Source organism: Vibrio penaeicida, assembly GCF_030689305.1.
Taxonomy (GTDB): Bacteria; Pseudomonadota; Gammaproteobacteria; order Enterobacterales; family Vibrionaceae; genus Vibrio; species Vibrio penaeicida_B.
On sequence record NZ_JAUYVM010000011.1, the window covers coordinates 1 to 21307 of the forward strand.

The 21307-nt window shown below is 43.2% G+C and carries 24 protein-coding genes; 10 read left to right on the forward strand and 14 right to left on the reverse strand.

Translation table 11 applies throughout. The features are described 5' to 3' along the window. The 3 genes from Q8W40_RS17330 to Q8W40_RS17340 form a co-directional block, all read right to left on the reverse strand. Positions 1–155, reverse strand: a 155-nt coding sequence (locus Q8W40_RS17330; protein WP_442316513.1) for a flagellin N-terminal helical domain-containing protein, incomplete at its 3' end; no start/stop codon positions are given. 414 nt (positions 156–569) lie between these two features. Continuing rightward, a complete protein-coding gene (locus Q8W40_RS17335) occupies positions 570–1703 on the reverse strand; it encodes a flagellin (RefSeq protein WP_305399251.1) in 1134 nt (377 codons plus the stop codon). A 509-nt stretch (positions 1704–2212) separates the two neighbouring features. After that, entirely contained in the window at positions 2213–3112 is a 900-nt protein-coding gene (locus Q8W40_RS17340; RefSeq protein WP_305398977.1) for an N-acyl homoserine lactonase family protein, read from the reverse strand. 125 nt (positions 3113–3237) lie between these two features. Here Q8W40_RS17340 and Q8W40_RS17345 point away from each other — a divergent pair, with 125 nt between their 5' ends. Then, entirely contained in the window at positions 3238–4122 is an 885-nt protein-coding gene (locus Q8W40_RS17345; RefSeq protein ID WP_305398978.1) for a LysR family transcriptional regulator, read from the forward strand. Between the two features lie 31 nt (positions 4123–4153). Here the strand turns inward: Q8W40_RS17345 and Q8W40_RS17350 are convergent, their stop codons facing one another. The 3 genes from Q8W40_RS17350 to Q8W40_RS17360 form a co-directional block, all read right to left on the reverse strand. Beyond that, on the reverse strand, positions 4154–5287 hold the full coding sequence (locus Q8W40_RS17350; protein ID WP_101112871.1) for a flagellin: 1134 nt from the start codon (positions 5285–5287) through the stop codon (positions 4154–4156). A gap of 236 nt (positions 5288–5523) precedes the next feature. Beyond that, a complete protein-coding gene (locus tag Q8W40_RS17355; protein ID WP_305398982.1) occupies positions 5524–6423 on the reverse strand; it encodes a Dyp-type peroxidase in 900 nt (299 codons plus the stop codon). 180 nt (positions 6424–6603) lie between these two features. After that, positions 6604–7056: a DUF2919 domain-containing protein gene (locus Q8W40_RS17360; RefSeq protein ID WP_305398983.1), complete on the reverse strand. Its 453-nt coding sequence runs from the start codon at positions 7054–7056 to the stop codon at positions 6604–6606. 74 nt (positions 7057–7130) lie between these two features. Here Q8W40_RS17360 and Q8W40_RS17365 point away from each other — a divergent pair, with 74 nt between their 5' ends. Both Q8W40_RS17365 and Q8W40_RS17370 read left to right on the forward strand, forming a co-directional pair. Next, the gene (locus Q8W40_RS17365) at positions 7131–7478 is read left to right on the forward strand and encodes a DUF2956 domain-containing protein (protein ID WP_305398985.1); all 348 of its coding nucleotides are present in this window, start codon (positions 7131–7133) and stop codon (positions 7476–7478) included. Then, positions 7471–7812: a DUF4156 domain-containing protein gene (locus tag Q8W40_RS17370; RefSeq protein ID WP_305398986.1), complete on the forward strand. Its 342-nt coding sequence runs from the start codon at positions 7471–7473 to the stop codon at positions 7810–7812. Before Q8W40_RS17365 ends, Q8W40_RS17370 begins: the two co-directional genes overlap by 8 nt. A gap of 293 nt (positions 7813–8105) precedes the next feature. Here the strand turns inward: Q8W40_RS17370 and Q8W40_RS17375 are convergent, their stop codons facing one another. Beyond that, a complete protein-coding gene (locus Q8W40_RS17375; RefSeq protein ID WP_101112879.1) occupies positions 8106–8387 on the reverse strand; it encodes a winged helix-turn-helix domain-containing protein in 282 nt (93 codons plus the stop codon). Between the two features lie 355 nt (positions 8388–8742). Between Q8W40_RS17375 and Q8W40_RS17380 the strand changes: the two genes are divergently transcribed. The 4 genes from Q8W40_RS17380 to Q8W40_RS17395 are packed head-to-tail and all read left to right on the forward strand — an operon-like array spanning position 8743 to position 11110. After that, entirely contained in the window at positions 8743–9090 is a 348-nt protein-coding gene (locus Q8W40_RS17380) for an ArsC family reductase (protein WP_305398988.1), read from the forward strand. 16 nt (positions 9091–9106) lie between these two features. After that, positions 9107–10246 (forward strand): succinyl-diaminopimelate desuccinylase, encoded by a 1140-nt coding sequence (dapE, locus tag Q8W40_RS17385; protein ID WP_305398990.1) that lies wholly within the window; start codon positions 9107–9109, stop codon positions 10244–10246. Continuing rightward, on the forward strand, positions 10243–10917 hold the full coding sequence (locus tag Q8W40_RS17390) for a M15 family metallopeptidase (RefSeq protein WP_305398991.1): 675 nt from the start codon (positions 10243–10245) through the stop codon (positions 10915–10917). The genes dapE and Q8W40_RS17390 overlap by 4 nt, the downstream gene beginning before the upstream one ends. A 1-nt stretch (position 10918) precedes the next feature. Continuing rightward, on the forward strand, positions 10919–11110 hold the full coding sequence (locus Q8W40_RS17395) for a DUF2897 family protein (RefSeq protein ID WP_305398993.1): 192 nt from the start codon (positions 10919–10921) through the stop codon (positions 11108–11110). Here the strand turns inward: Q8W40_RS17395 and Q8W40_RS17400 are convergent. From Q8W40_RS17400 to Q8W40_RS17420, 5 genes are all read right to left on the reverse strand, one after another. Then, positions 11107–12405 (reverse strand): hypothetical protein, encoded by a 1299-nt coding sequence (locus tag Q8W40_RS17400; RefSeq protein WP_305398995.1) that lies wholly within the window; start codon positions 12403–12405, stop codon positions 11107–11109. The genes Q8W40_RS17395 and Q8W40_RS17400 overlap by 4 nt on opposite strands. After that, positions 12399–14483, reverse strand: coding sequence for a TonB-dependent receptor domain-containing protein (locus tag Q8W40_RS17405; protein ID WP_305398996.1), 2085 nt, complete (start codon positions 14481–14483; stop codon positions 12399–12401). Before Q8W40_RS17405 ends, Q8W40_RS17400 begins: the two co-directional genes overlap by 7 nt. A 4-nt stretch (positions 14484–14487) precedes the next feature. After that, the gene (locus Q8W40_RS17410; protein WP_305398998.1) at positions 14488–15981 is read right to left on the reverse strand and encodes a hypothetical protein; all 1494 of its coding nucleotides are present in this window, start codon (positions 15979–15981) and stop codon (positions 14488–14490) included. Positions 15982–16041: 60 nt separating this feature from the next. Further along, the gene (locus tag Q8W40_RS17415) at positions 16042–16533 is read right to left on the reverse strand and encodes a hypothetical protein (RefSeq protein ID WP_101112893.1); all 492 of its coding nucleotides are present in this window, start codon (positions 16531–16533) and stop codon (positions 16042–16044) included. 102 nt (positions 16534–16635) lie between these two features. Then, positions 16636–17076, reverse strand: coding sequence for a CopD family copper resistance protein (locus Q8W40_RS17420; RefSeq protein WP_101112894.1), 441 nt, complete (start codon positions 17074–17076; stop codon positions 16636–16638). Positions 17077–17189: 113 nt separating this feature from the next. On the opposite strand from Q8W40_RS17420, the gene Q8W40_RS17425 reads away from it, so the two are divergent. Beyond that, positions 17190–17948, forward strand: a complete 759-nt coding sequence (locus Q8W40_RS17425; protein WP_101112896.1) for a Crp/Fnr family transcriptional regulator — start codon at positions 17190–17192, stop codon at positions 17946–17948. A 45-nt stretch (positions 17949–17993) separates the two neighbouring features. On the opposite strand, the gene bamC is transcribed toward Q8W40_RS17425, so the two are convergent. Both bamC and dapA read right to left on the reverse strand, forming a co-directional pair. Beyond that, a complete protein-coding gene (bamC, locus tag Q8W40_RS17430; protein ID WP_305399002.1) occupies positions 17994–19019 on the reverse strand; it encodes an outer membrane protein assembly factor BamC in 1026 nt (341 codons plus the stop codon). 69 nt (positions 19020–19088) lie between these two features. Continuing rightward, positions 19089–19967, reverse strand: coding sequence for a 4-hydroxy-tetrahydrodipicolinate synthase (dapA, locus tag Q8W40_RS17435; protein ID WP_305399004.1), 879 nt, complete (start codon positions 19965–19967; stop codon positions 19089–19091). A 302-nt stretch (positions 19968–20269) separates the two neighbouring features. Here dapA and Q8W40_RS17440 point away from each other — a divergent pair, with 302 nt between their 5' ends. After that, entirely contained in the window at positions 20270–20812 is a 543-nt protein-coding gene (locus tag Q8W40_RS17440; protein ID WP_305399006.1) for a glycine cleavage system protein R, read from the forward strand. Between the two features lie 18 nt (positions 20813–20830). Continuing rightward, positions 20831–21301 carry a thioredoxin-dependent thiol peroxidase gene (gene bcp, locus Q8W40_RS17445; protein ID WP_305399008.1) on the forward strand — a complete coding sequence of 157 codons (471 nt, stop codon included), beginning with the start codon at positions 20831–20833 and terminating at the stop codon, positions 21299–21301. Positions 21302–21307: the final 6 nt, after the last annotated feature.

The following is a 21307-nucleotide window of genomic DNA, read 5'->3' on the forward strand; positions in this document are numbered from 1 at the left end:
TTTGAGATCTGTAGACCTGCTGCGTCGTCTTTTGCACTGTTGATTTTGAAACCTGAAGACAAGCGCTCCATGGATAGGTTTAGGTCACCTGTTGCGTTGTTTAAGTGACGCTGCGCTGTCATTGCTGATACGTTGGTGTTTACAGTCATGCCCATGATGTATTCTCCAATTGATTTTCCGATATTACGGTCTCCGCCGTCGCGGAAAACCAAGCGTATTTCTCTCTCGTGCTTTTTATAACGGCTCAGCTGAAAAGATCTTTAGCAAAAATTCATCTGTTAATAGATGAATTTTCAAACTGAAATAAAATCAATACATTGAGAGCTAGAAATCACATTGGATGGTGTATACACCAAGGGCAATAGAGTCGCTATTTGCACTAATCAAATGAAGTAGACAAAGAATCATATCGAAATCAGCTCAGCTTCTATTCGTAAACGCTCTCAAGGTTCGTTTCTTTAAAGACAAATCCATCGAATAGCCTGCGCATCAGCCAATTATTGAGGTTGAGGTAATAAAAAAGATCAGAGCACGCTCTGATCTTTAGGGTTTGTTAGCCAGGTATCTAATTAACCTAATAGGCTCATCGCAGCGTTAGGTGCTTGCTTGGCTTGTGCAAGAATAGAAGTTGAAGCCTGTTGTAAGATCTGTGACTTCGTCATCTTAGTGGTTTCTGATGCGAAATCCGTATCTTTAATTCGGCTCTTCGACGCGTTCACATTCTCATTGATGTTATCTAAGTTGCTGATTGCGTGATCAAAGCGGTTCTGGAATGCCCCTAATTCTGCGCGGTGGCTATCCACATACTTAAGCGCAGCATCAATGATGGCAACAGATTCTTGTGACCCAGAAACAGTGGTCACATCAATGCTATCAACAGTAACATCTTGCTTCGGTCCCATTGCAAGTTCACCAGCAAGCCCACCACCAAATGTTAGGTCGCTGGATACTTTGTTATTGCCAGCAAAAATTTGCAGATTACCTTCTTCGCCAACCGATGCTTTCACTAAATCCGTTTGACCATTAATGTACGTTGCCAACTCTTCAATATCATCGCCATCTTTTGCGTTAATGGTCAACGCCTGTGCTTGTCCAAAGCTGTCCGTCAGGTTAATCGTTAAATCTGATGCAGCAGCGGGTACTGTCCAGTCTTTGTCTTTGCCGTTAGCCGCTTGATAGCTCTGCCCCCCCATCAACGAGTTATCGCTGCGCATGTCTTTCAGCGTCAACATTACGGCTTCACCGTTATCTGCACCGATTTGGAACGATTTAGTGCCGTAAGTACCATTTAGTAACTTGTTACCACCAAAAGATGTTGTCTCAGCAATTCGGTTCAGTTCGTCATTTAATGCCGTTACTTCTTCCTGAATGGCAACGCGCTCAGATTTAGAGTTAGAGCCGTTCGCTGATTGCAAAGACAAATCACGCATACGTTGCAGAATGTTGGTGGTTTCATTCATCGCACCTTCGGCAGTTTGAGCAATAGAAATACCATCATTAGCGTTTCGAACTGCGACATCCAAACCACGGCTTTGAACGTTCAAACGGTTGGAGATTTGCAAACCAGCAGCGTCATCTTTTGCACTGTTGATTTTGAAGCCTGAAGACAGGCGCTCCATAGATGTCGTTAGATCGCTTGCCGCGTTATTAAGATGGCGCTGTGCTGTCATCGCCGATACGTTGGTGTTTACTGTCATGCTCATGATTACTGCTCCAAATGATTTTCCGATACTACGCTTTCCGAGCCTAAGCTTCGGAAAACCAAGTTGATTGATACCTAAGTGACCTAAGTGACCTAAGTGACCTAAGTGACCTAAGTGACCTAAGAAATCAGAATCAAAAGTCACTTGGGTATTTTCAAGATGAAACAGTTAACGACACGAAGTATTTTTCCTTGAGGTGTTTTTTAAGAAAAAATGGATTTTACAGCTTAAGTGGTTACAAATAGACCAAACGCGATATATTTTGTCATTTCCTTCTAAAGTTAACATTTCCCTTGCCGATACAACTTTCTTTTTTCTCTTGTAGCCCTTATATAGAAAGGCTTGAAAAGGAGGTTATTATTTTTACCAAGTGAAGATTCAATAAAAACCAGCCTCTCAAATTCAAGACAACTTTGCAGTGTACTCACTAAGTAGCCTTATTAACCCCGTAAAAAACGACGTTCTAGATTACAAACCCAAGTAACCTCAATTTAACTAGGTATATGCGGCTATTTGTACCAATGCGGAGCGTGTTTTTTCTCGTAAAACTCCTCTGCATCATGCCCAATCCAAAGCTCTGCGCCTGTTCTTTCTAAAATTTTATCCACCTTTTCAAAGGCAAGTTTGCTTTGGTTTACCTGATTAAAAATAGGGATGGCGCGTAACCTACGGTTTTCACGAGTATGGTACAGGTCACCAGATAAAATGATGGGACCGTATTCAGGCAGATCAACGTACAAAACTTGATGACCTGGCGAATGCCCGTATGCAGAGATAAGAACGACAGACCCGTCACCAAACACTTGATGATCACCCTCTATCACTTTTGCATTGGGTTTTAGGCTGGCGTAATCATCCTGATTGAAGCCGTAGCTTTTAAATTTTTCTTGATCGAAAGCGATGTCATACTCTGGCTTTTGGATTAACCATTGCGCATTTGAAAATTTATAAGCATTACCGGAATGATCCCAATGAAGATGCGACAACGCGAGATGTTCGATGTCATTAGCATCGAGGTTTAACAATTCCAATTGAGATGAGAGGGTTTTCTGCACAGAAAAATGAAATGCGCCATCCATCACTTCAATGCCATCCTTTTGTGCGACAAATTTGTCGTTAATACCCGCATCCCAAAACAGCTTGCCTTTCGGGTGAGAGATAACATAGCAACTGTTCACCATTTCTATAGGGTTATCGTTGGATGCTTTCGGGTTAAACATGGTGGGCTTTCGCGCCTCAATTCGACCACAATCAATAATGCTGATAGCAACGTTCACGTTACCCTTAGTCGAAAATTGGGAAAAGCTGACAGGGTTTGGCGCGGGGTTAGAAGTTTGATTTATCACACTGGCTTGTACTGGAAAAAATGAAGCACTTAATAGACCAATCAGAATGCAACGTATTGTCATTGTTTGAATCCTCTCATGAATTTCCCGTCATGTTATAGACCCAAAAATGATAATTAAATACGATATATTGAAATCAAAATCCCAAATTTGGGATAATAATTCTAATTACCTTTAAAACACCCACAATGATTAATTTCAATGATTTACAAGTACTCAAAGCTATCGCCGATAAAGGCAGTTTTAGTGCGGCGGCACAAGTACTCAACATGCCCACCAGCACAGTTAGCCGAAGGCTTTCGGAACTGGAAAAAGAATTAGGTGTCGCTTTGGTTCAACGTACCTCACGTTCCGCGACCTTAACAGAAGCTGGTAGTATATTGAATCAGCAAGCGAGCCCTCATATACAAGGGTTAATTGATAGCGTCTCTTTTTTGCAGGAACAAAGTAGTTCGATAAGTGGAAAACTCACCGTAGTTTCGCCTATTTTCATGTCCTATTTTCGCCTTTCATCATGGATTGCCGAATTTCAGGCTTTGCATCCAAAGCTTGATATTGAATATCGTATCAGCAATAAACTTGATGATTTACTCAGCGATCAAATTGACGTCGCAATCCGCCCCGGACCACTGAAAGATTCTAGTTTGGTTGCACGTAAACTTTACCAAACCAGAATGAGTATATTTGCGAGCCCTGCATGGCTTAAAAAACATAAACTGCCTAAACACCCATCCCAATTAAACCAAATGGAATCACTCACCATCCCCTATCTAGCCAAAGATTGGCGTGTTTTTAAGGGTAATCATAGTGAAGTCATCGCAACGCGATATCGTGTTTTCAGTAATGATTTTGGACCGCTGTCTGAAGCTCTAATTCACGGAGATCGACTGGGCGTTTTGCCGACAACGTTTGGCGAAGAATTTGTGAAGAAAGGTCAATTGGTTAAGTTGCTTCCGGACTACCAAGTGGAAACCCCTGGACCGATTTATGGTGTGTATCCATCTAAGAAATACTTGTCTCAGAAAACGCAAGCGTTGCTGCACTTTCTTGAGGTGAAGTTTTCTCAATTGTAATCTAGAGCCTATTTATCGTTTGGTACTGGGACTACCCCAAAAGAGTCAAAGCAATATTTGGTGCTTGTTTGGCTTGAGCAAGAATGGTGGTACTGACTTGTTGCAGCATTTGCTGCTTTATCATTTCGACAGACTCTTTAGCAAAGTCGGTATCTTTGATTCGGCTGTTGGAAGACGCTAGGTTTTCATTAATGTTATCTAAGTTACTGATGGCATGGTCAAATCGGTTTTGAAAAGCCCCCAATTGCGCACGGTGGCTATCCACATATTCCAATGCCGTATCAATCACTGAAACCGCACGTTGAGCACCGCCAACGTTTGTAATATCGAGGTCATCAACCGTTTCTAGAGCAGGTCCCGACATTGCTAACTGAGATGCCAAGCTGCCACTGAATGTAATCGGGCTTGCAACCACATCTGCCGAGGCAAAAATTTGCAGTTGCCCGTCTTCGTTAACAGATGCCGAAACTTGATCGGTTTGCCCGTTAATGTAAGTTGCCAACTCTTCAATATCATCGCCAACTTTTGCCTGAACATTGATATTAACGAGGTCCCCTGCCTTGTCGGTAAAACTAAGATTAAACTCGTTTTGCCCTGCACTAACCGTCCAGCTTGAGTCCGCTTTTCCTGCTGCCATGTAACTTGCTCCCCCCATGGCAAGGGTATCCGAACGCATATTACTAAGTGACACGTTGACAGCTTCACCAGCACTGGCTCCGATTTGGAAAGCGGAAGTGCCATAGGTTCCATTAAGGAGTTTTTTGCCGCCAAACGATGTGGTTTCTGCTATCCGATTAAGCTCATCATTGAGCGCACTCATTTCTTCTTGAAGAGCGATTCGTTCTGCTCGGCTGTTTGAACCATTTGAAGACTGTAACGACAAATCACGCATTCGTTGCAGAATATTCGTGGTTTCTTTCATCGCCCCTTCGGCGGTTTGCATGATGGAGATGCCATCGTTAGCATTGCGCACCGCGACATCCAAACCACGCATTTGTGTTTCCAATCGATTGGAAATTTGCAGACCCGCAGCATCGTCTTTTGCGCTGTTAATACGACTCCCTGAAGCAAGCCGCTCCAAAGATTGGTTCAACGCCTGAGTCGCCACCCCAAGATTTCTCTGGGCGACCATCGCTGAAACATTTGTATTAACCGTAACGGCCATAAACCTTCACACTCAAAATAAGGGTATTCAGCTTTATAGCGGCAGTAGAAAAGAAACCTTTAGCAAAAATTTGAATATTTTTTATACGGAGGGAAATTCCAGTTATCTGGTTGATTCACTAATAGGATTGGTAGACCCAAGCAAACGTTAGAAGATCGGTGCAACTAACATCGCTTGGGCTAGACGGTCTTATGCTAAACAAGCATTATGCCGACCTGCATTTTGATGACATATCATCACGACAATTCTAGAGAAGACAACATGGATTGCGAAGGCGCAAAGAAATACGCCCCAGTCACCGCTGTTGTGAAACGCAGGAGTTGGTCTGTTTTTCCATCTGTTTCACCGTACATACTCTCAAGCATGGCTTTAAAGTTATGGAGCGTATGGCAGTAGGCAATAAACAACAAACCGTGATCGCCAGACACACTGCCATAAGGCAAACTGTGGCGAACAATCTTAAGCCCTTTCCCTTCTTCTTTTATATCAACACGTCCAACGTGAGATGCCGCAGGGACGTCATCCAATTCAATTGAATCTGGCTTAGTTCTTCCTACCACCTTTTCTTGCGCTGAGACATTGAGTCGGCTCCAAGCAGGCAAGTTATGCACGAAGCGCTGAAGCATCACGTAGCTGCCACCGGAAAACTCCCCTTCAGGGATAATGGCAACCTCATGGCGTTGCTCACCTTCTGGGTTTTCTGTGCCATCAACAAAATCCGTCATATCACGCGAGTCGAGATAGCGATAACCGTAAGTTTCATCGACGAGTTCTACGTATTCAGCAATCGGTGTTAAGAACTTACGTAGAGCAAAAAAGTGTAAGTCGTGACGATCGGAATGGCAATGAATCAGAAAATCAACATCTGTTGACGGTGCAATCACCTTGTCTTTGCCCAGTTCGCGAAAGGGTTCTAACTCGCTAGGCATAGGTTGATTCAGCTTCGACCAGAATTGATGCGTGAAAGACACCGTCAGTTTAACATTGGCACCTTGCTGCTGATTAATCTCTTCCACTAAGGCGGGCAGCATTTGAAGCGAAGACAATACCGTTTGAGGTTCGCTCGTGATTTTAAATAAAGAGTAAAGCGCGAAAGGGCTTCCTTCCGGTACAATCGCAGTTTGCGGATTCGACATATTTATTCTCACATTTAGTTAGCTTTATTGTTCCGTTTCTTGATGAACGGATATACCCAAGTAACCTCAAGATGCTCGCTGAATCCAGCATCTTGAGGTCACTTGGGTATATGTATATAAAAATATAGTGCCATAAACGTGAGTCACAAGAGTGCAAGCAATATCAAATAAGTGTGATCTTTATTTCGTTATTTTCAAACATTCTTTCAATCGACGGCTTTTCCAAACAAACAAAAAAAACCAAACGAGTAAAACAGCCGTTATAGAATGCGACCAGCTAAACACCCCATTGTCGAGTGTGATTTGATAGATAACCAAGCCAAAATGCCCACCAATCAATAGCAAAGTGAGCCCTCTCCCCCAGCTAATGAAGCGATTTATCCATGTTCTATCTGGGTTTCGAAAGCCAATTAGCCACATCAATAAGATTGAAGGAAGACCAATGACCAACCCAAGGTACAGTGTGTCTTTTACTGGGTAGATGATTTCAAGAAGCTTACTGCCAGACTCTCGGCTGACCCCAGCTACAACAAATACTACCCATGCCTTAGCTAGAAATATCCAACCGAGCCAAAGCCAGATCGGAGCTTTTAGATAACCATGTTTGTCGTAGTCTTCAATTGGATAGCGCACTATCACCTCTGCATTTCATAATGGTAGACTAGGGTTTCACCCTATAGGCCAAACATATCAATCCCCGGTTAGCAATGAAACAGAAAAAAAACACTCCATCTGCAGAAACACAATCTGATGCGCAAAAAATTGCTAAAGCTACGCAAAAGCCTGGTCAAACAAAGGAACAGACCAAGCTAATTGCGCAAGGTATCGAAAAAGGCATTGCGCTGTACAAAAAACAGCAGAAAGAAAGGCAACGTGAAGCCGACAAAGCAAAGAAAAAAGCGCAAAGAAGCAAACTGCAGACAGATTCGGTAGAAGAACATCAACCGACTGAGCCAACGACAACAGATAAATCATCCAATCTATTACCTTGGATTCTTCTTATCGTGAGTTGGATTGGCTTTATTGCGTATGTAATGGGCAACCAATATGTATAAGCTAAGTTGGCGCTGTCTTGCTTTTGCCATCACTCCTTTAATAACGGCGTGCGCCACACCATCGCAGAAATTGATTTCCGACGCTCAAAGCGTCTCTGTGTATGCTGATTCAGCCATTGTCGCTTCAGGCTGTGTATGGAAAGGTGAAGTTACTGGCAGCGAGGGTCATTGGTACTCATTTTTGTTCTACAACAATGACGTCATGATTCAAGGTGCGGTAAATGACATAAAAAATCAGGCAGCACGCCTAGGTGCGAACCGGGTTTACCTGAACAGCCCTATTCACTTTAAAACATCTGTTACTTTTCTAGGCAACGCTTACCTTTGCCAGTAACTTATTATTTCTATACTTCTTTAATGATGAAATGGGACAGAAGATAAGCTTTGAATCCTGTAGCTTGAGTATTGATTGAATTGCGAATACCAAAAAACCAGCCTACAACGTTGTGGGCTGGCTTACGGATTTTTAGCGACCAAACGCAATCTGTCTTAAGCTCTGTTCTATCTTAAGATTTGTGGTTCCGAATCATCTTACTTCTGGATCTGGGTTTCTAGTCGCCTTATTTGCTCCTAGCCCCTTTCTTTTCTCTTAATAACCTTCTTTACCCCTAATAACCTTCTTTGCCCCTAGTAACCTAGGGTCGATGCAATGTCTTTTTGTCGATCTAAAACCCATTGGCTATCAAACGGTCCCCAATCAGATAACTGATAATACCCGTCGTTATGGCGACGTCCATCCTGCACAAACATTAGTTCAATACCCAAGCCTGGTAAGGCTTTCAATACATCTTGAATGGTTCGTCTAGGCCAACCTGTAATTTCAATCAGCTTAGGTACATTGGGTCTTTCTAGACTTTCAACCAACAAAGCCAAATATAGTCGTCTCGCAAATACAGGATTCAATTCCATTGATGCCTCCTACCGCTGTATTTTTTTACTAGAGCTCGTCGCCCTAGAGACCTGCTACTGAGGTCTTGATTATTTCCCCACACCAACTGGGTCTATTCACATTATTGGTTTTCTGGCACGCGGAATGTTGCGCGTGATCAAATTTGATGAGATTGGAGGTGATTAACTTCTCGTTTATCGTACGTGAACCGATTTGTTTCTATTGGGAATAGTCGATTTCACTAATAAACACCAATTACTTACTAAAAGCTCAATATGGAACGTCAATTTTGCTCCCACACGCGGTTTCCTCTTGCTCCACTTTTTCAACCTGATAGGATTTGGGCTTCGAAAGAAAAAAGGATAAGAAAACGCTATGGCAAACACTATGTATGGCATTCCTAACTGCGACACAATTAAGAAAGCAAAAAAGTGGTTAGAAGCTGAAAGCATCGCATACGACTTTCACGATTACCGTAAGCAAGGTATCGATAAATCCATGGTTGAAATTTTCTGCGAGCAATTGGGGTGGGAGCAAGTTTTAAACAAACGCGGGACAACATTCCGTCAGCTATCTCAAGAGCAGAAAGATTCGCTCAATGAACAAACTGCGGTTGAATTGCTGGTAGAGCACCCAGCCATGATCAAGCGCCCTATTTTAGTGGTAGAAAATACATACCACATTGGCTTCAAAGCCGATCAGTACCAAACTATTTTTAAGTAAGTAAGGATTTTCAAGGATGACAGATAGCCCTGTATTGGCGCTTGCCAAAGATCTCATTAGCCGCCCATCGGTCACTCCGTTGGATGAAGGCTGCCAAGAACTCATGATCAACCGCTTAAAAGCGCTAGGGTTTGAAATTGAAATCATGGTGTTTGAAGACACCACCAACTTTTGGGCTCGCCGTGGCTCAGAAGCCCCCTTGTTTGCATTTGCCGGGCATACCGATGTTGTGCCAGCTGGTCCTCTAGAACAATGGCACACTCCACCTTTTGAACCAACGGTCATTGATGGGCATTTACATGGTCGTGGTGCCGCTGATATGAAAGGCTCACTAGCCTGTATGGTAGTGGCGGTGGAACGTTTCATTGCTGAAAACCCTGACCACAAAGGCTCTATTGCATTTTTGATTACATCGGATGAAGAAGGTCCATTCATCAATGGTACAACTCGCGTTGTAGATACCCTTGTAGAGAGAAATGAAATCATCGACATGTGTATCGTCGGTGAACCTTCAAGTACGCTGCACGTCGGTGATATCGTTAAAAATGGTCGTCGCGGTTCAATTACTGGCGATCTTGTCGTTAAAGGCATACAAGGTCATGTCGCTTACCCTCACTTGGCGAATAACCCAGTACACCATGCATTGCCTGCATTAGCGGAATTGGCGTCCACGAAATGGGATGAGGGAAATGAATATTTCCCACCAACCAGTTTCCAAATTCCAAATTTGCATTCTGGTACAGGTGCCTCGAATGTCATTCCTGGCGAGTTCAATGTTCAATTCAATTTCCGCTTCAGCACTGAATTGACCGATGAAGAAATCAAACGCCGCGTACATTCCACACTAGACTCTTACGGGTTAGATTACGACCTTAACTGGACGTTAAGTGGTCACCCATTCCTAACCGATACAGGTGAGCTTAAAGAAGCCATTGTACGTGCTGTCGAAAGAGTGAATCACAAGAAACCAGAATTGCTAACAACGGGTGGCACTTCAGACGGTCGCTTCATTGCGACTATGGGCGCGCAAGTTATCGAGCTTGGTCCAGTTAACGCAACCATTCACAAAGTGAACGAATGTGTAAGCGTAGCAGATTTAGAGCTTCTGACTGACATGTACGAAGCGACATTAGAAGAGCTATTGGCAAACAAATGACTCCAGCCCAACTGACCGGACAAACCCAATCGCATCTTATTGAGCACTTCGTTGGTGCTCAAAAGATCCAAGCTTCCCCAGCAGCAGGAAAAGCACTAATTGCCCTGTACAAGGAAGCCAAAAACAAAGGGTTTGAACTGGCAATCGCCAGTGGATTTCGAGACTATGAACGTCAAAAATCCATTTGGAATGCAAAGTACTCCGGTCAAAGGGCTATCTTAGACAGTCAATCTAACCCCATAGATATCTCTACGTTATCTGACGAAGAGAAGACCGTTGCCATTTTGCGCTGGTCGGCATTACCAGGTGCAAGCCGCCATCATTGGGGGACGGATTTCGATGTATATGCTAAGAACTGTTTACCTGAAAATACACAGCTGCAACTTGAGCCTTGGGAATACCAAACGGGTCATCAGCGAGATTTTTCAGAATGGTTACAAGAAGCGATGCCAGAGTTCGGTTTTTTCCTCCCTTATCGTGAAGATTTGGGCGGCGTCGCAATTGAGCCTTGGCACATAAGCTACCTTAGTGTTGCGAGTAAAAATCTCGCTTCATTAACGACTGAAATAATTCGTGAGGCATTGCACCTTTCCCCTATTGAAGGGCAAACAGCGGTGCTACCTTTACTGGATACCCTGTACAATCGCTTCATAATAAATGTGAGGGACTAAGATGGAATTTCTAACCAACCCTTGGGTCATTATCACCATTGTTTTGGCTGTCGTTATCGGCAACATTGCGGCGCTAAAGTACACTGCAAAAATGAAGTTTACACCTTCTAACAAAGAAAAAAGCGACCTAGACAGGCTAAGCGAACTGGATAAAGAAAACCAAAAAAGAAAAGACGATGGCAGCCAGCATTAAGCTGGCTCTGTTTTATGATTTCTACCAAGACGAAGTAAGCCAGCAAACAGCAATATGATAAAGACATGAAGTGAATTACTGCCCGCCACTACACCCTTACTTTCCTCTACATTTTTCCCACCCAATGTATTTTCTGTGACTGCAAATACGAAATGATATCCAGAATCTGGTGAACGCGCCTCTGCCCATTTCATACTGTTGTCTAGTGAGATAGCGATGGCATTAGAGGTCACTTTTCGCCATTCGTTTTTAGGAATTAGAAGGTAAGGTGAGTTTTCTGCCGCTCCTTCTGCATAGACTAATAATTTATCAGGCAACGCCTGTCCAAAAATCAGTGTTATTTCTGAAGCACGAATCTCCGCCTCCGAACCATATAGCGTTAATGCGATATTTCCTCTTTCATATTTCAATCCGGGTTGACCTAATGTTGAATCCAAAGAAGCGAAGTCATCACTGTCTTTTGGTGTCGTGACTTCTCGTTCCATCGAGCCCGCATGCACTTGCACAATGGTGGAAGCACCATTCACTTTCACGTTCAGCGGCTGTTCATTAACGGTTTTAAGCCCGGAGGCAGTAGTGGAATCGTTAGCGTCTTCATTCGGTTCAAGAGCGTCAATGACGGAATCGCCATCGCTGTCTCTTGGGTTGTCTATATCTGCGCCGATTTCATATCTGTCGTGATACCCATCGTTATCACTGTCAAGGGAATTGGGATCCAGCCCAAGCTTTAATGCCGTGTAGTCATCAATTCCATCCAGATTCGAGTCCTCTCCAAAGGCCACGACACTGCCGTGTAGGTCAGGCTCAATAGTCAAAGGAAAGACTCCGGGAATCTGAGTACCAATGATGCCATCCGGCTCTCCGGCTTCACGATCTATCGTCTGAATTTTCCACTGCGCCCCATTTTGTTCAACACGAAATGTTGTGGTTGCGTTGGCCATTGGAAACCCCAAACCGGGGTGATAAATCCGCAAGGCGTACGCCAACGTTATCGTATTATCACTATTTCTTGAGAAGTGCACCACATCGGAGGATTTGTCTTTATCGTCGATATCGTGAATGCCGTAATTAAACCCGACAGAGAGCGTTGTACCTTGTAAAGTGGCTGTATCATTGTCAAAATCCCACGTCCACTGTGCTTTGTTCACGCCCTTGCCCAAGATACTTCCTGAAGGTGCGGCTCTCATAATAATTTGGTATTCACCTGTAAACTTGCCCGATGCTGGCAAACTCGCCCAAGAAGCATTGCAAGAAACAACCCAAACGAAACACGCCCATACCATTTTATTTACCATTGGTATTTCACTCCTATTATGCCGTTAATTCCGGGACCGGGAATAAAGGTTGGCAGCTCAGCGGCTCCTTGACCGCGAATGGCGTAAGCCGTTTGATAGGTGGTATTGGTTAGGTTGTTGATGTCCACAAACACCTCAACACCATTGGACGCTTCATAACCCACTTTGAACCCAAGTAAGAAATAGGGATCTTGAGTGTTTCCACTGTTCAAATGGTCGGTGTAATTTTCTGTCGGTTGCCAGCTAAAGTTAGGGATAACACGCAGACCACTCGCCATCAAATAATCGACCTGACCTTGGATAAGGTGCACGGGTACGCCCGCGATACGGTTACCTTTATATAGACCGTCTTTAAAATAGAAATGGCTCCAATTGTAGAGCAGCCGCGACGACACGACATCGCCCGTTTGCAATGCATCGTGTGTTTGGTGACTGATCGCCGTTTCTACACCATGGTGGATGGTATCGCCGTCGTAGTTGATGGTTTTCCCATTCACGGCAAAATCCCCTACGACCGATATCAATTCATCGCTCACTTGCGAATAGTACCAAGAGGCATTCACAATCCACTCGTCGATTTCAACGTCTGCTCCCACTTCTCCGGTCAGTGCTGTTTGCATGGAAAGATCATTAATGTAGACATGGTTATTGAGGGGATCGGTTGGGTTAGCCGAAACCGTCGCCAGTTGCCAAAAATTGGGGGCTTCTGAGCTTGCACTTACGTTTGCGTATACCCTTTTGTTCTCATTTAGACGGTAATTGAACCCAACCTTTGGATTAACAACGGTATAGCTGAACTGGCTATCTAGTACGCCCAAGTTGAGCTTGTCTTTGATCGTACGTTGATTATTCACCCATTGAATGGATGCGATCGCACTCAAATCCTGAATCACTTCGTATTGCAGCTGAGCACCAAGAACAATATTGCTTGCAGACAAATCCATAGACGCGAAGGTAGGCATAAGTGTCCCCTTAGAAGGGTGCACAGAAGCGATGTCTCTTGGCATTTCACCGATATTCACAGAAGTAAAAAACAGAAGCTCTCTAAGCAAGTAATCATCGGAATAAAAGTCCAATTTGGCGCTCGCATCCAGCCCTATATTTTGATTTAGAGTATTTGCTTGAGTCAGTGGGTTTCGAAATTGGTCATCCAGTTTTTCAAAATAAAAACCCGCTTGAAACTCGCTATCATCACCATACCAATGCGTTTTATTGGCCAACCGGATTTGTTCTGTGCGCCGGAAAGGCTCTCGGATTGGAATATTGAGTAACTCATCCATAGGGTCACTGCTTTCACCCATCACTTCGCTCGAACTCTCAACCGCTCTTTGCTTGGTTAACAAGAACGGAATTTGAAAATCATTATTACTATAAGTGATGTAACTTCTGTTTTGCCACGACGCTGCTGTGTAACCCAAATTCAAAGCCACGCTTTTTCTGCTGGCGCTGCTGTTTGTTCTGTAGCCGTCTCTTTGGCTGGATGCTGCGTTTAGCCAAAAATCCCAAGCGTCTTTGCGTTCTGATAACGTTGCACTGCCCTTGTAAAACCCAAAAGACCCGCCTTCTAGTTGAATTTCACTTGGGCTGTTCAAACCTGTTTTACTATGAAAGTTGATCGCCCCACCCAATGTGGTTGCCCCGTAACGCATTCCATTCGCGCCACGATACGCACTGATCAGTCTCGCTTGTTCTGGATCAATAATGCCTATCACAAATGAGCCGTCGGCCTGGTTTAGTGCAAGCCCGTCGTGCAGTAACTGTATGCCTCGGTTAACTGGGTTGTCTTGAATACCCGAACCTCGAATATTGATTCTAGGCTGGTCATTACCGCCAAAAAATTCTTGAACAACGATTCCGGTTTGTTGGCTCAATACTTTTGCTAACGAAGACTGACTGCCTCTTAGCTCCGAAGTATCGATAAGGTTTGTACCGCCTGCGACTTGCTCTAACGAGCTATCAATCACAGACTTGTCCATTTCTGCTTGAATCTGAGATTCAACAGTCATTACTTCGTCAGCCAGTGAAACGAAACTTACCGCGGACATCATTGCCACGGTAGATAATTGAAATACCTTCATAAATCTAGGATTTTAGGGTTCGGCGACGAACAAACACACCAGTACTAAGAAGGAGTAAGGACCATAAACCAAAGCTTGCCCCAGAAGTCGCGTTGTTCGAATCTGCGTTTGGCTTGTTATCAGGTTTTACGTCCGGTTTAACTTCTGGTTTTGGCTCGGTAGTCTTATCAGGAATGGTCTCTGATGTACCAAATATCAAGATGATCTCTTGCGGTAATACATGCGATTTATTAACACTTAGATTTAGATTATTGCCACTTTTAATATACTCCAGCCTTTCAAAACCCTGCCCAAACGAAAAATCTGGTTTCATTCCTGCAACATACTGGTAGATAACTAAATCTTCTGGAATCTGATTGAATTCTAAAGCTAAGTTTTCTCTTGAACCTGGCATTGGAAATTCAGACGCTGAACTATGAAATATCCTTAGCTTTCCTAGATCATAATTCAAAGCAACGCCTTGGTTAGTTTCCGTTAAGGGTAAAGAACCATCAAAAGGATAGATGTCCTCCGACTGCTCTAGTTCAAAATCAAATTTTTCTACACGGGGTAAGTTCAACGAGTAAGTTGTATTCGCTCGGATTGATAGTTTTGTATTCCCAGCCAACAGAATTGAATCGAGTACTTGTGCTTCTGTTGCTGTATCCCCTCTTTCAATATGGTTTGGTACACCATCAGCATCTGAATCAAAAGTTATGAATCCCCAGCGAATTTCGGTTGCATCGTCTAAACCATCATTATCAAAATCAACTGTCTTATCACTCAGATTCAATACACTAGAAATGACATCAGAAATACCATCATTGTTTCCATCGGCCCCACTATCTAAGTACATGTTTTCTGAGTTGTACTCAATTTGTACAATTGTTGGAAATACATTTTCCAATCTAGTACCTGGAACATTATCTTTATCAACATCAAGCGTATTTATGGCGATACTTCCATCTTCAACGGCATTGACCTTAAAAGTTGTAGACGTGTGCCCTATCGGGTATGAAACTTTATAATCCGGAGTTTCTTTCTCAAAATATTTTTTATGCGCATACTCCACGGTATAGGTATCTGATAGCTCGTCATACTGAAATGGTAATTGTACTTCCGCTAAACTAAACACCTCTCTGGTTGTATTTGGTCGCTTATTTTCCAGCTCATTAATATTGAAAGCTTGAAAGGGAACTACTTCAAATCCCAAGGCTAGTAGGGTCGAGCCGTTAATCGTTACAACTTCGTTATCAAAATCCCAAATCCAAGTGCCTAGCGTTGTTGTATCTCCTAACACTTTGTATTTTTGACCATTCATCTCAGCATTTAATTCTGATTCAGGCCATGGGGTTCGATTTCCATCTGAATCCTTCCCAATACCATGAGCTGCATGGACGTTCATCTTCAAATGATATCCGCCAACATAAGTCCCTGTAAGCTTCTCAGCGAATGCATAAGCTGAGGTCAATGAGCAAGCCAGTGCCCCTGCAAGGCAGGCAATATTTTTGAGTTTCATTTTGTTATTCCATTAAGAAAATGGTGACCTGGAGGTCACCAACCTAGCAAATACGGGTAGTTAGTTCGCTGAACCAGTCCAGTTCAATTCAATATCCCAAGGGAACAGGCCGTAGATTGGCTCGCCGATTACGCCATTGCCATCGCTGTCTAGCGTTTTGAATTCCAAACCAAAACCTGTGTCTGTAATTTCAAATACCGTTTTTGTTTTCGCTTTAGGGAAGCCATAAAGTGGATTGTAAGCTTGGAAGGTGTAATCTAGCGTGTAAGTACCGTTACCGTTGTCTTTAAATGAAACTGGCTTATGTACTGCATAACCCACTGGGAAAGGTGCGAACTTACTTCTAATAAAACCGTTATTGATCGAAACTGTTTTCTTATCAAAATCCCACTTCCAATTGTAAGCCTGAGAACTTTTCGCCATTAGAGCGTTACTTGTTGTTCTTACTTCTAAGTTGTATGTACCAGAATAGTTTCCTGAGATATTGGCAGTGCCTGCAAACACTGATGCAGAAACAAGCGATAGGGCTAGTGCGGCAAGTTGAGTTTTCATTACGTTCTCCATACTGTATTGATAATGATTATTATTCGTGTTTAATTCTGATATCGTCAGACTTAATTCCAAATGACATTTGTCAATTTGTGAAAATTTCTATTACCAATGGATGTAGTACATCCCTTTCGCTAGAAAAATGATGGCTAACATATGGAAGAAAACACTGAGATGTGTGTATTTAAAACGCTTTGAAGACATGTTGCCGCAGATGGAATATTTCATCGCTACCAAAAAATGAATCAGCACGCTGATGGCCAATGTAATTTTTATGGTTAGCAGTGTTGAAAATGATGTCGCAAACAATGAAGGTAATGGGCTAAGGTGTTGATATCCCATCATCGCCCCCGTAATAAACAAGGTAGCAACAACAAAAGGCATGATCTTACGCCCGCGAAGATGAATACCCTGCTCTACTAGTGACATGGTTTTCGGTGGCAAGTGGGGTCGAATACCCTCTAAGATCAACACTTCGAACGCCACAATACCAATAAAAATAGCCGCACAAAGTAAGTGTAAACCTACTAATACGCCGTAATGCATGACTGAATTCCTAAATATTAAATCTATCAGAATGGATAGTAGTGATAATTGTTATTAATTAGATTAACATTCTCCTAAAATATGCAAATGACATTTGTCAACAGGGACACCGCATGGACAACTTAACCACAAGCTTGATTGAGAACTCATTTATCTTTAGTGGCGTTTCATTGGAAACTAAAGTCGCTTTGTGTAAAGGCATGCAACTGGTGAATATTTCTCAAGGAAAGCACGTCTTCCACGCCGGAGACGAAGCTAAACGATTTTATATCGTGAAATCGGGCGAGATTGCGTTGTACCGTTTCTCTCCAGAAGGTGATGAAAAAATATTTCAGCAGCTATCTCATGGAGATGCCATTGCGGAAGCCGCCATGTTTATGCAGCCAAGCCTTTATCCTGTAAGTGCAAAAGCAAAAGTGGACTGTCAATTGCTCTCTTTTTCTAGGGAAGTCTTGCTGACCTTTTGTGAAAGTAATTCAGCCTTCTCGTTTCAACTGCTTGGAGCTATGGCTTCAAAATTAAACCAAGCGGTGAATCGCGTTGATCAGTTAACGTTGAAGGGTGCCAATCAACGACTCGTTTCGTATCTTTTGGAACTGCATGAACAGCAAGGAACCGATTGGCTAAAACTGCCCGTCGCTCATAGCGTACTCGCAGGGCAGCTAAATATTGCACCAGAAACGTTATCTCGACTCTTTAAAAAGCTGAAAAATGAAGAATGTATCAGTGGAAAAGGAGGCGTAGTCGTTTTATTGGATATCGATAAGATGTGCCAATCTGTCAACTTACCCAACCCTCTTAAATATCGAGCAGATCTGGAAGGAAAAGAAACATGGTCTGGGTGTTGTAACCTTTCAGGTCATTGGATATAAAAAAACCCACTTCGAAAAATGGGCTTTCTATAGATTTTCGTTTTGCTATTTTAGTGATTTCTCAGCGACTTTCGCTAAGATCGGCACCAAATCAGTAAGCAACTGTTCACTAATTGGCTTATCAGAACTGTCTGTTACGTTGATAGATGTTCTGTTGTCCAAGTCACCCATCAAGAACGTAAAGGAACTGCCACTCAAGTCTAACGGCTTAACACCAATTTCTTGCCAGAATTCATCGTCTGGTTTGGCGTACTTCACCTTAATAATACCTTGGGACTGGTTTCGTTCTTCAATATTAAAACCAATTTGCGGCAAAATAGTTGGCATGTGTTGCCACAATGTGGAGTATGGCGCTCGAGCTATAATAACAGGCAATCCACTACGGTCTTTACCAAGACTGATAGGAATACGCTTCACTAGCTCCTGAGCTTTCAACGCCGCTTCAGCACGCAAATTCTGATCATAAGTTGACGTAACTAAGTTAGTCATCAGAATGTTGTAACGCTCTTTGTCAGTCGCTTTAACAGGCTTAACTTGATTGCCTTCACGCCAATCGATAAGTGAAATTTTGAAGCCGTAGCGACGGTTCGATTCCAACTTTTCTATTGAATAACGGCTGCCAATCTCAGAGTCTTCATCTTCCGATTTCCACGTTACCCATTCCGTTTCGATACGAGTATTTGTGTTTTCTCTCAACCTAATGCCTTGGTTTGAAAGCATCTGTAAAGCAGTTCGCCATACTTTCTCTTGTTCCGTTTCTCGAACCAACCACAAGGTTGCTTCGCCGTCTTTCACTTCTGAACGTGCACCAGGAATTAAGTCCAAAATTTGTTGAGGCGGACGAATATCAACGTTTTTACCAATTCCACCTGTGTACTCACCCGCTGGAATATCGTAGTTAGGATAGAACTGCGGTGTGGCACCTTGTGGAAGCGACCACTCTTTTAGCGGCGTTGAATCAAGGTACGAAAAATCATCTTTAGCCTGACGGCGAGATGAAGGATCACTTGAACAAGCAGCGAGAACAAAAACAGCCAGTGAACCGATCACTAGCTGACGTGAAAACTTCATTAAAACTCCTAAATACAACCCGAAGCTCTTGGCTTCGGGGTTAACTTTATTGGGTTCGTTGGTTTGACCCTAGCTGATCCCAGCTTCTGCTAGAGACTTTTCAATGACTGGCTGAGCCTCTTCAGAAAGCTCTGTCATTGGAAGCCTTAGGCTACCATTTGCGATCAAACCAAGTTTATGCGCAGCCCACTTAACTGGAATAGGGCTAGCTTCAATAAACAGGTTTTTGTGCAATGTCATCAAGCGCGCATTGATGGATTCCGCTTTTTTGAACTCTCCATCTTGAGCTAAGTGCATGATTTTCGCCATATCTGCTGCTGCAATATTGTTCGTTACAGAGATTACACCATGACCACCTAACTTACAGAATTCGAGCCCTGTAGAGTCATCGCCACTTAGTAAGATAAAATCTTCGCCACAAAGTTCACGGTGAATTGCAACTCTTTCTAAATCGCCTGTCGCATCTTTCAAAGCAACAATGTTTTCAATGTTGGCTAAACGAGCCACGGTGGCAGGTTGAAGATCAACCGCTGTGCGACCTGGTACGTTGTAAAGAATGATTGGCACATCACTGGCTTCAGAAATGGCTTTGTAGTGCTGGTATAAACCTTCTTGGGTCGGTTTGTTATAGTAAGGCGTAACACTTAGCACACCTACAATACCAGAGCCTTGAAGCAAGCGGCTAAACGTCACTGATTCGTGAGTAGCGTTTGCTCCCGTTCCCGCAACAACAGGAATACGACCATCAGCGTACTCGACTGCTTTGCTCACCACCTTGACATGCTCTTCGATTGTTAGAGTGGCCGACTCACCCGTAGTGCCAACAGCGACGATTCCATCGGTGCCCGCTTCTACGTGGTATTCAACAAGTTGCTTCAGGCTTTCGAAATCCACTTCACCTTCATTATTAAACGGTGTCAAAAGCGCAACCCAGCTTCCAGAAAACATGTCCATCTCCTTAATAAATTCTTATACCAAATGGCGTCACTTCAACGACCCCCAGCAGGTCTACCTCAGCTCAAATGGGCTTCTAGCATGGTACTGTAACACCCTTGAATAAAACAAGGGTTCAGAGCGCCTTAGATGACAATCTCACGTTAATAATTGGAGGTTAAGCATGGATTGGTCGAAAATTTATCGAATTGGGTAAATTTTCAGGTTTACACACTGAAATTCTCAGTGGGTATCCGAGCGAATAGTTGGAACTGTGCTAACATGCAAATTAACAGTTATTGAAAAATTGCCTCCTCATGTTACAACATTTAGTGATTACCGCTGTTGGTACGGATCGCCCGGGTATCAGTAACCAAATTACCCATTTGGTTACCGAATCGGGATGCAATATTATCGACAGCCGCATTGCACTCTTCGGCAGCGAATTTACGTTGATTATGTTGTTGTCTGGAAACAGCAATAGCTTAGCCCGAGTAGAAACTCGCCTTCCTCTTTTAGGTCAAGAACATGATCTAATTACGATCATGAAACGTACCTCTCCTCATCAGCACCCCGATCATGTCTATCGGATAGAAGTCTTTGTTGAATCCGAAGACAAACTAGGGTTGACTGAGAAATTCACTCAGTTTTTTGCTGACCGACAAATCGGTATGTCTTCACTTAGTGCGCAAACTATCGATAAATCCAAGGTCGAAAAAGAACAGAATCAATTTCATATTGCGTTGACAGCCCACGTCGATGGCGAGTGTAACCTGATGCAGTTGGAAGAAGACTTCCAAATACTGTGTTCACAGCTATCGGTTCAAGGCTCACTAAATTTCATAAAAAACAGCCAATAAAAAATAAAGGATCGCTCAATGGAAACTTTAACTGCTGGCGCGCCTGCTCCAGCCTTTTCACTATTAGATCAAGACGGTAACACCGTGACATTATCTGACTTTGAAGGCAAAAAGGTATTGTTCTACTTTTACCCTAAAGCCATGACTCCGGGTTGCACGGTGCAAGCTAAAGGTCTTAGAGATGTCAAAGCCGAACTGGATGCACACAATGTTACGGTTCTTGGTGTTAGCATCGACCCAGTGAAACGCTTGGGTAAATTCATCGAACGAGATGAACTCAACTTCACCCTACTTTCTGATGAAGATCATGCCGTTGCTGAACAGTTCGGTGTTTGGGGCGAAAAAAAATTCATGGGAAAAGTGTACGACGGTCTGCACCGCATCAGCTTCCTGATTAATGAAGAAGGTGTGATTGAACATGTGTTCAACAAGTTCAAAACTAAGACGCACCATGAGGTTGTGTTGGATTATTTCAATCAATCTGCGTAAGAATTA

Coding starts and splice junctions, on each gene's coding strand:
- Q8W40_RS17335 (WP_305399251.1), bottom strand. CDS start 1,703: ATGAGCATGACAGTAAACACCAACGTATCGGCGATGACAGCACAGCGC.
- Q8W40_RS17340 (WP_305398977.1), bottom strand. CDS start 3,112: ATGACAATACGTTGCATTCTGATTGGTCTATTAAGTGCTTCATTTTTT.
- Q8W40_RS17345 (WP_305398978.1), top strand. CDS start 3,238: ATGATTAATTTCAATGATTTACAAGTACTCAAAGCTATCGCCGATAAA.
- Q8W40_RS17350 (WP_101112871.1), bottom strand. CDS start 5,287: ATGGCCGTTACGGTTAATACAAATGTTTCAGCGATGGTCGCCCAGAGA.
- Q8W40_RS17355 (WP_305398982.1), bottom strand. CDS start 6,423: ATGTCGAATCCGCAAACTGCGATTGTACCGGAAGGAAGCCCTTTCGCG.
- Q8W40_RS17365 (WP_305398985.1), top strand. CDS start 7,131: ATGAAACAGAAAAAAAACACTCCATCTGCAGAAACACAATCTGATGCG.
- Q8W40_RS17370 (WP_305398986.1), top strand. CDS start 7,471: ATGTATAAGCTAAGTTGGCGCTGTCTTGCTTTTGCCATCACTCCTTTA.
- Q8W40_RS17375 (WP_101112879.1), bottom strand. CDS start 8,387: ATGGAATTGAATCCTGTATTTGCGAGACGACTATATTTGGCTTTGTTG.
- Q8W40_RS17380 (WP_305398988.1), top strand. CDS start 8,743: ATGGCAAACACTATGTATGGCATTCCTAACTGCGACACAATTAAGAAA.
- dapE (WP_305398990.1), top strand. CDS start 9,107: ATGACAGATAGCCCTGTATTGGCGCTTGCCAAAGATCTCATTAGCCGC.
- Q8W40_RS17390 (WP_305398991.1), top strand. CDS start 10,243: ATGACTCCAGCCCAACTGACCGGACAAACCCAATCGCATCTTATTGAG.
- Q8W40_RS17395 (WP_305398993.1), top strand. CDS start 10,919: ATGGAATTTCTAACCAACCCTTGGGTCATTATCACCATTGTTTTGGCT.
- Q8W40_RS17400 (WP_305398995.1), bottom strand. CDS start 12,405: ATGGTAAATAAAATGGTATGGGCGTGTTTCGTTTGGGTTGTTTCTTGC.
- Q8W40_RS17405 (WP_305398996.1), bottom strand. CDS start 14,483: ATGAAGGTATTTCAATTATCTACCGTGGCAATGATGTCCGCGGTAAGT.
- Q8W40_RS17410 (WP_305398998.1), bottom strand. CDS start 15,981: ATGAAACTCAAAAATATTGCCTGCCTTGCAGGGGCACTGGCTTGCTCA.
- Q8W40_RS17415 (WP_101112893.1), bottom strand. CDS start 16,533: ATGAAAACTCAACTTGCCGCACTAGCCCTATCGCTTGTTTCTGCATCA.
- Q8W40_RS17420 (WP_101112894.1), bottom strand. CDS start 17,076: ATGCATTACGGCGTATTAGTAGGTTTACACTTACTTTGTGCGGCTATT.
- Q8W40_RS17425 (WP_101112896.1), top strand. CDS start 17,190: ATGGACAACTTAACCACAAGCTTGATTGAGAACTCATTTATCTTTAGT.
- bamC (WP_305399002.1), bottom strand. CDS start 19,019: ATGAAGTTTTCACGTCAGCTAGTGATCGGTTCACTGGCTGTTTTTGTT.
- dapA (WP_305399004.1), bottom strand. CDS start 19,967: ATGTTTTCTGGAAGCTGGGTTGCGCTTTTGACACCGTTTAATAATGAA.
- Q8W40_RS17440 (WP_305399006.1), top strand. CDS start 20,270: ATGTTACAACATTTAGTGATTACCGCTGTTGGTACGGATCGCCCGGGT.
- bcp (WP_305399008.1), top strand. CDS start 20,831: ATGGAAACTTTAACTGCTGGCGCGCCTGCTCCAGCCTTTTCACTATTA.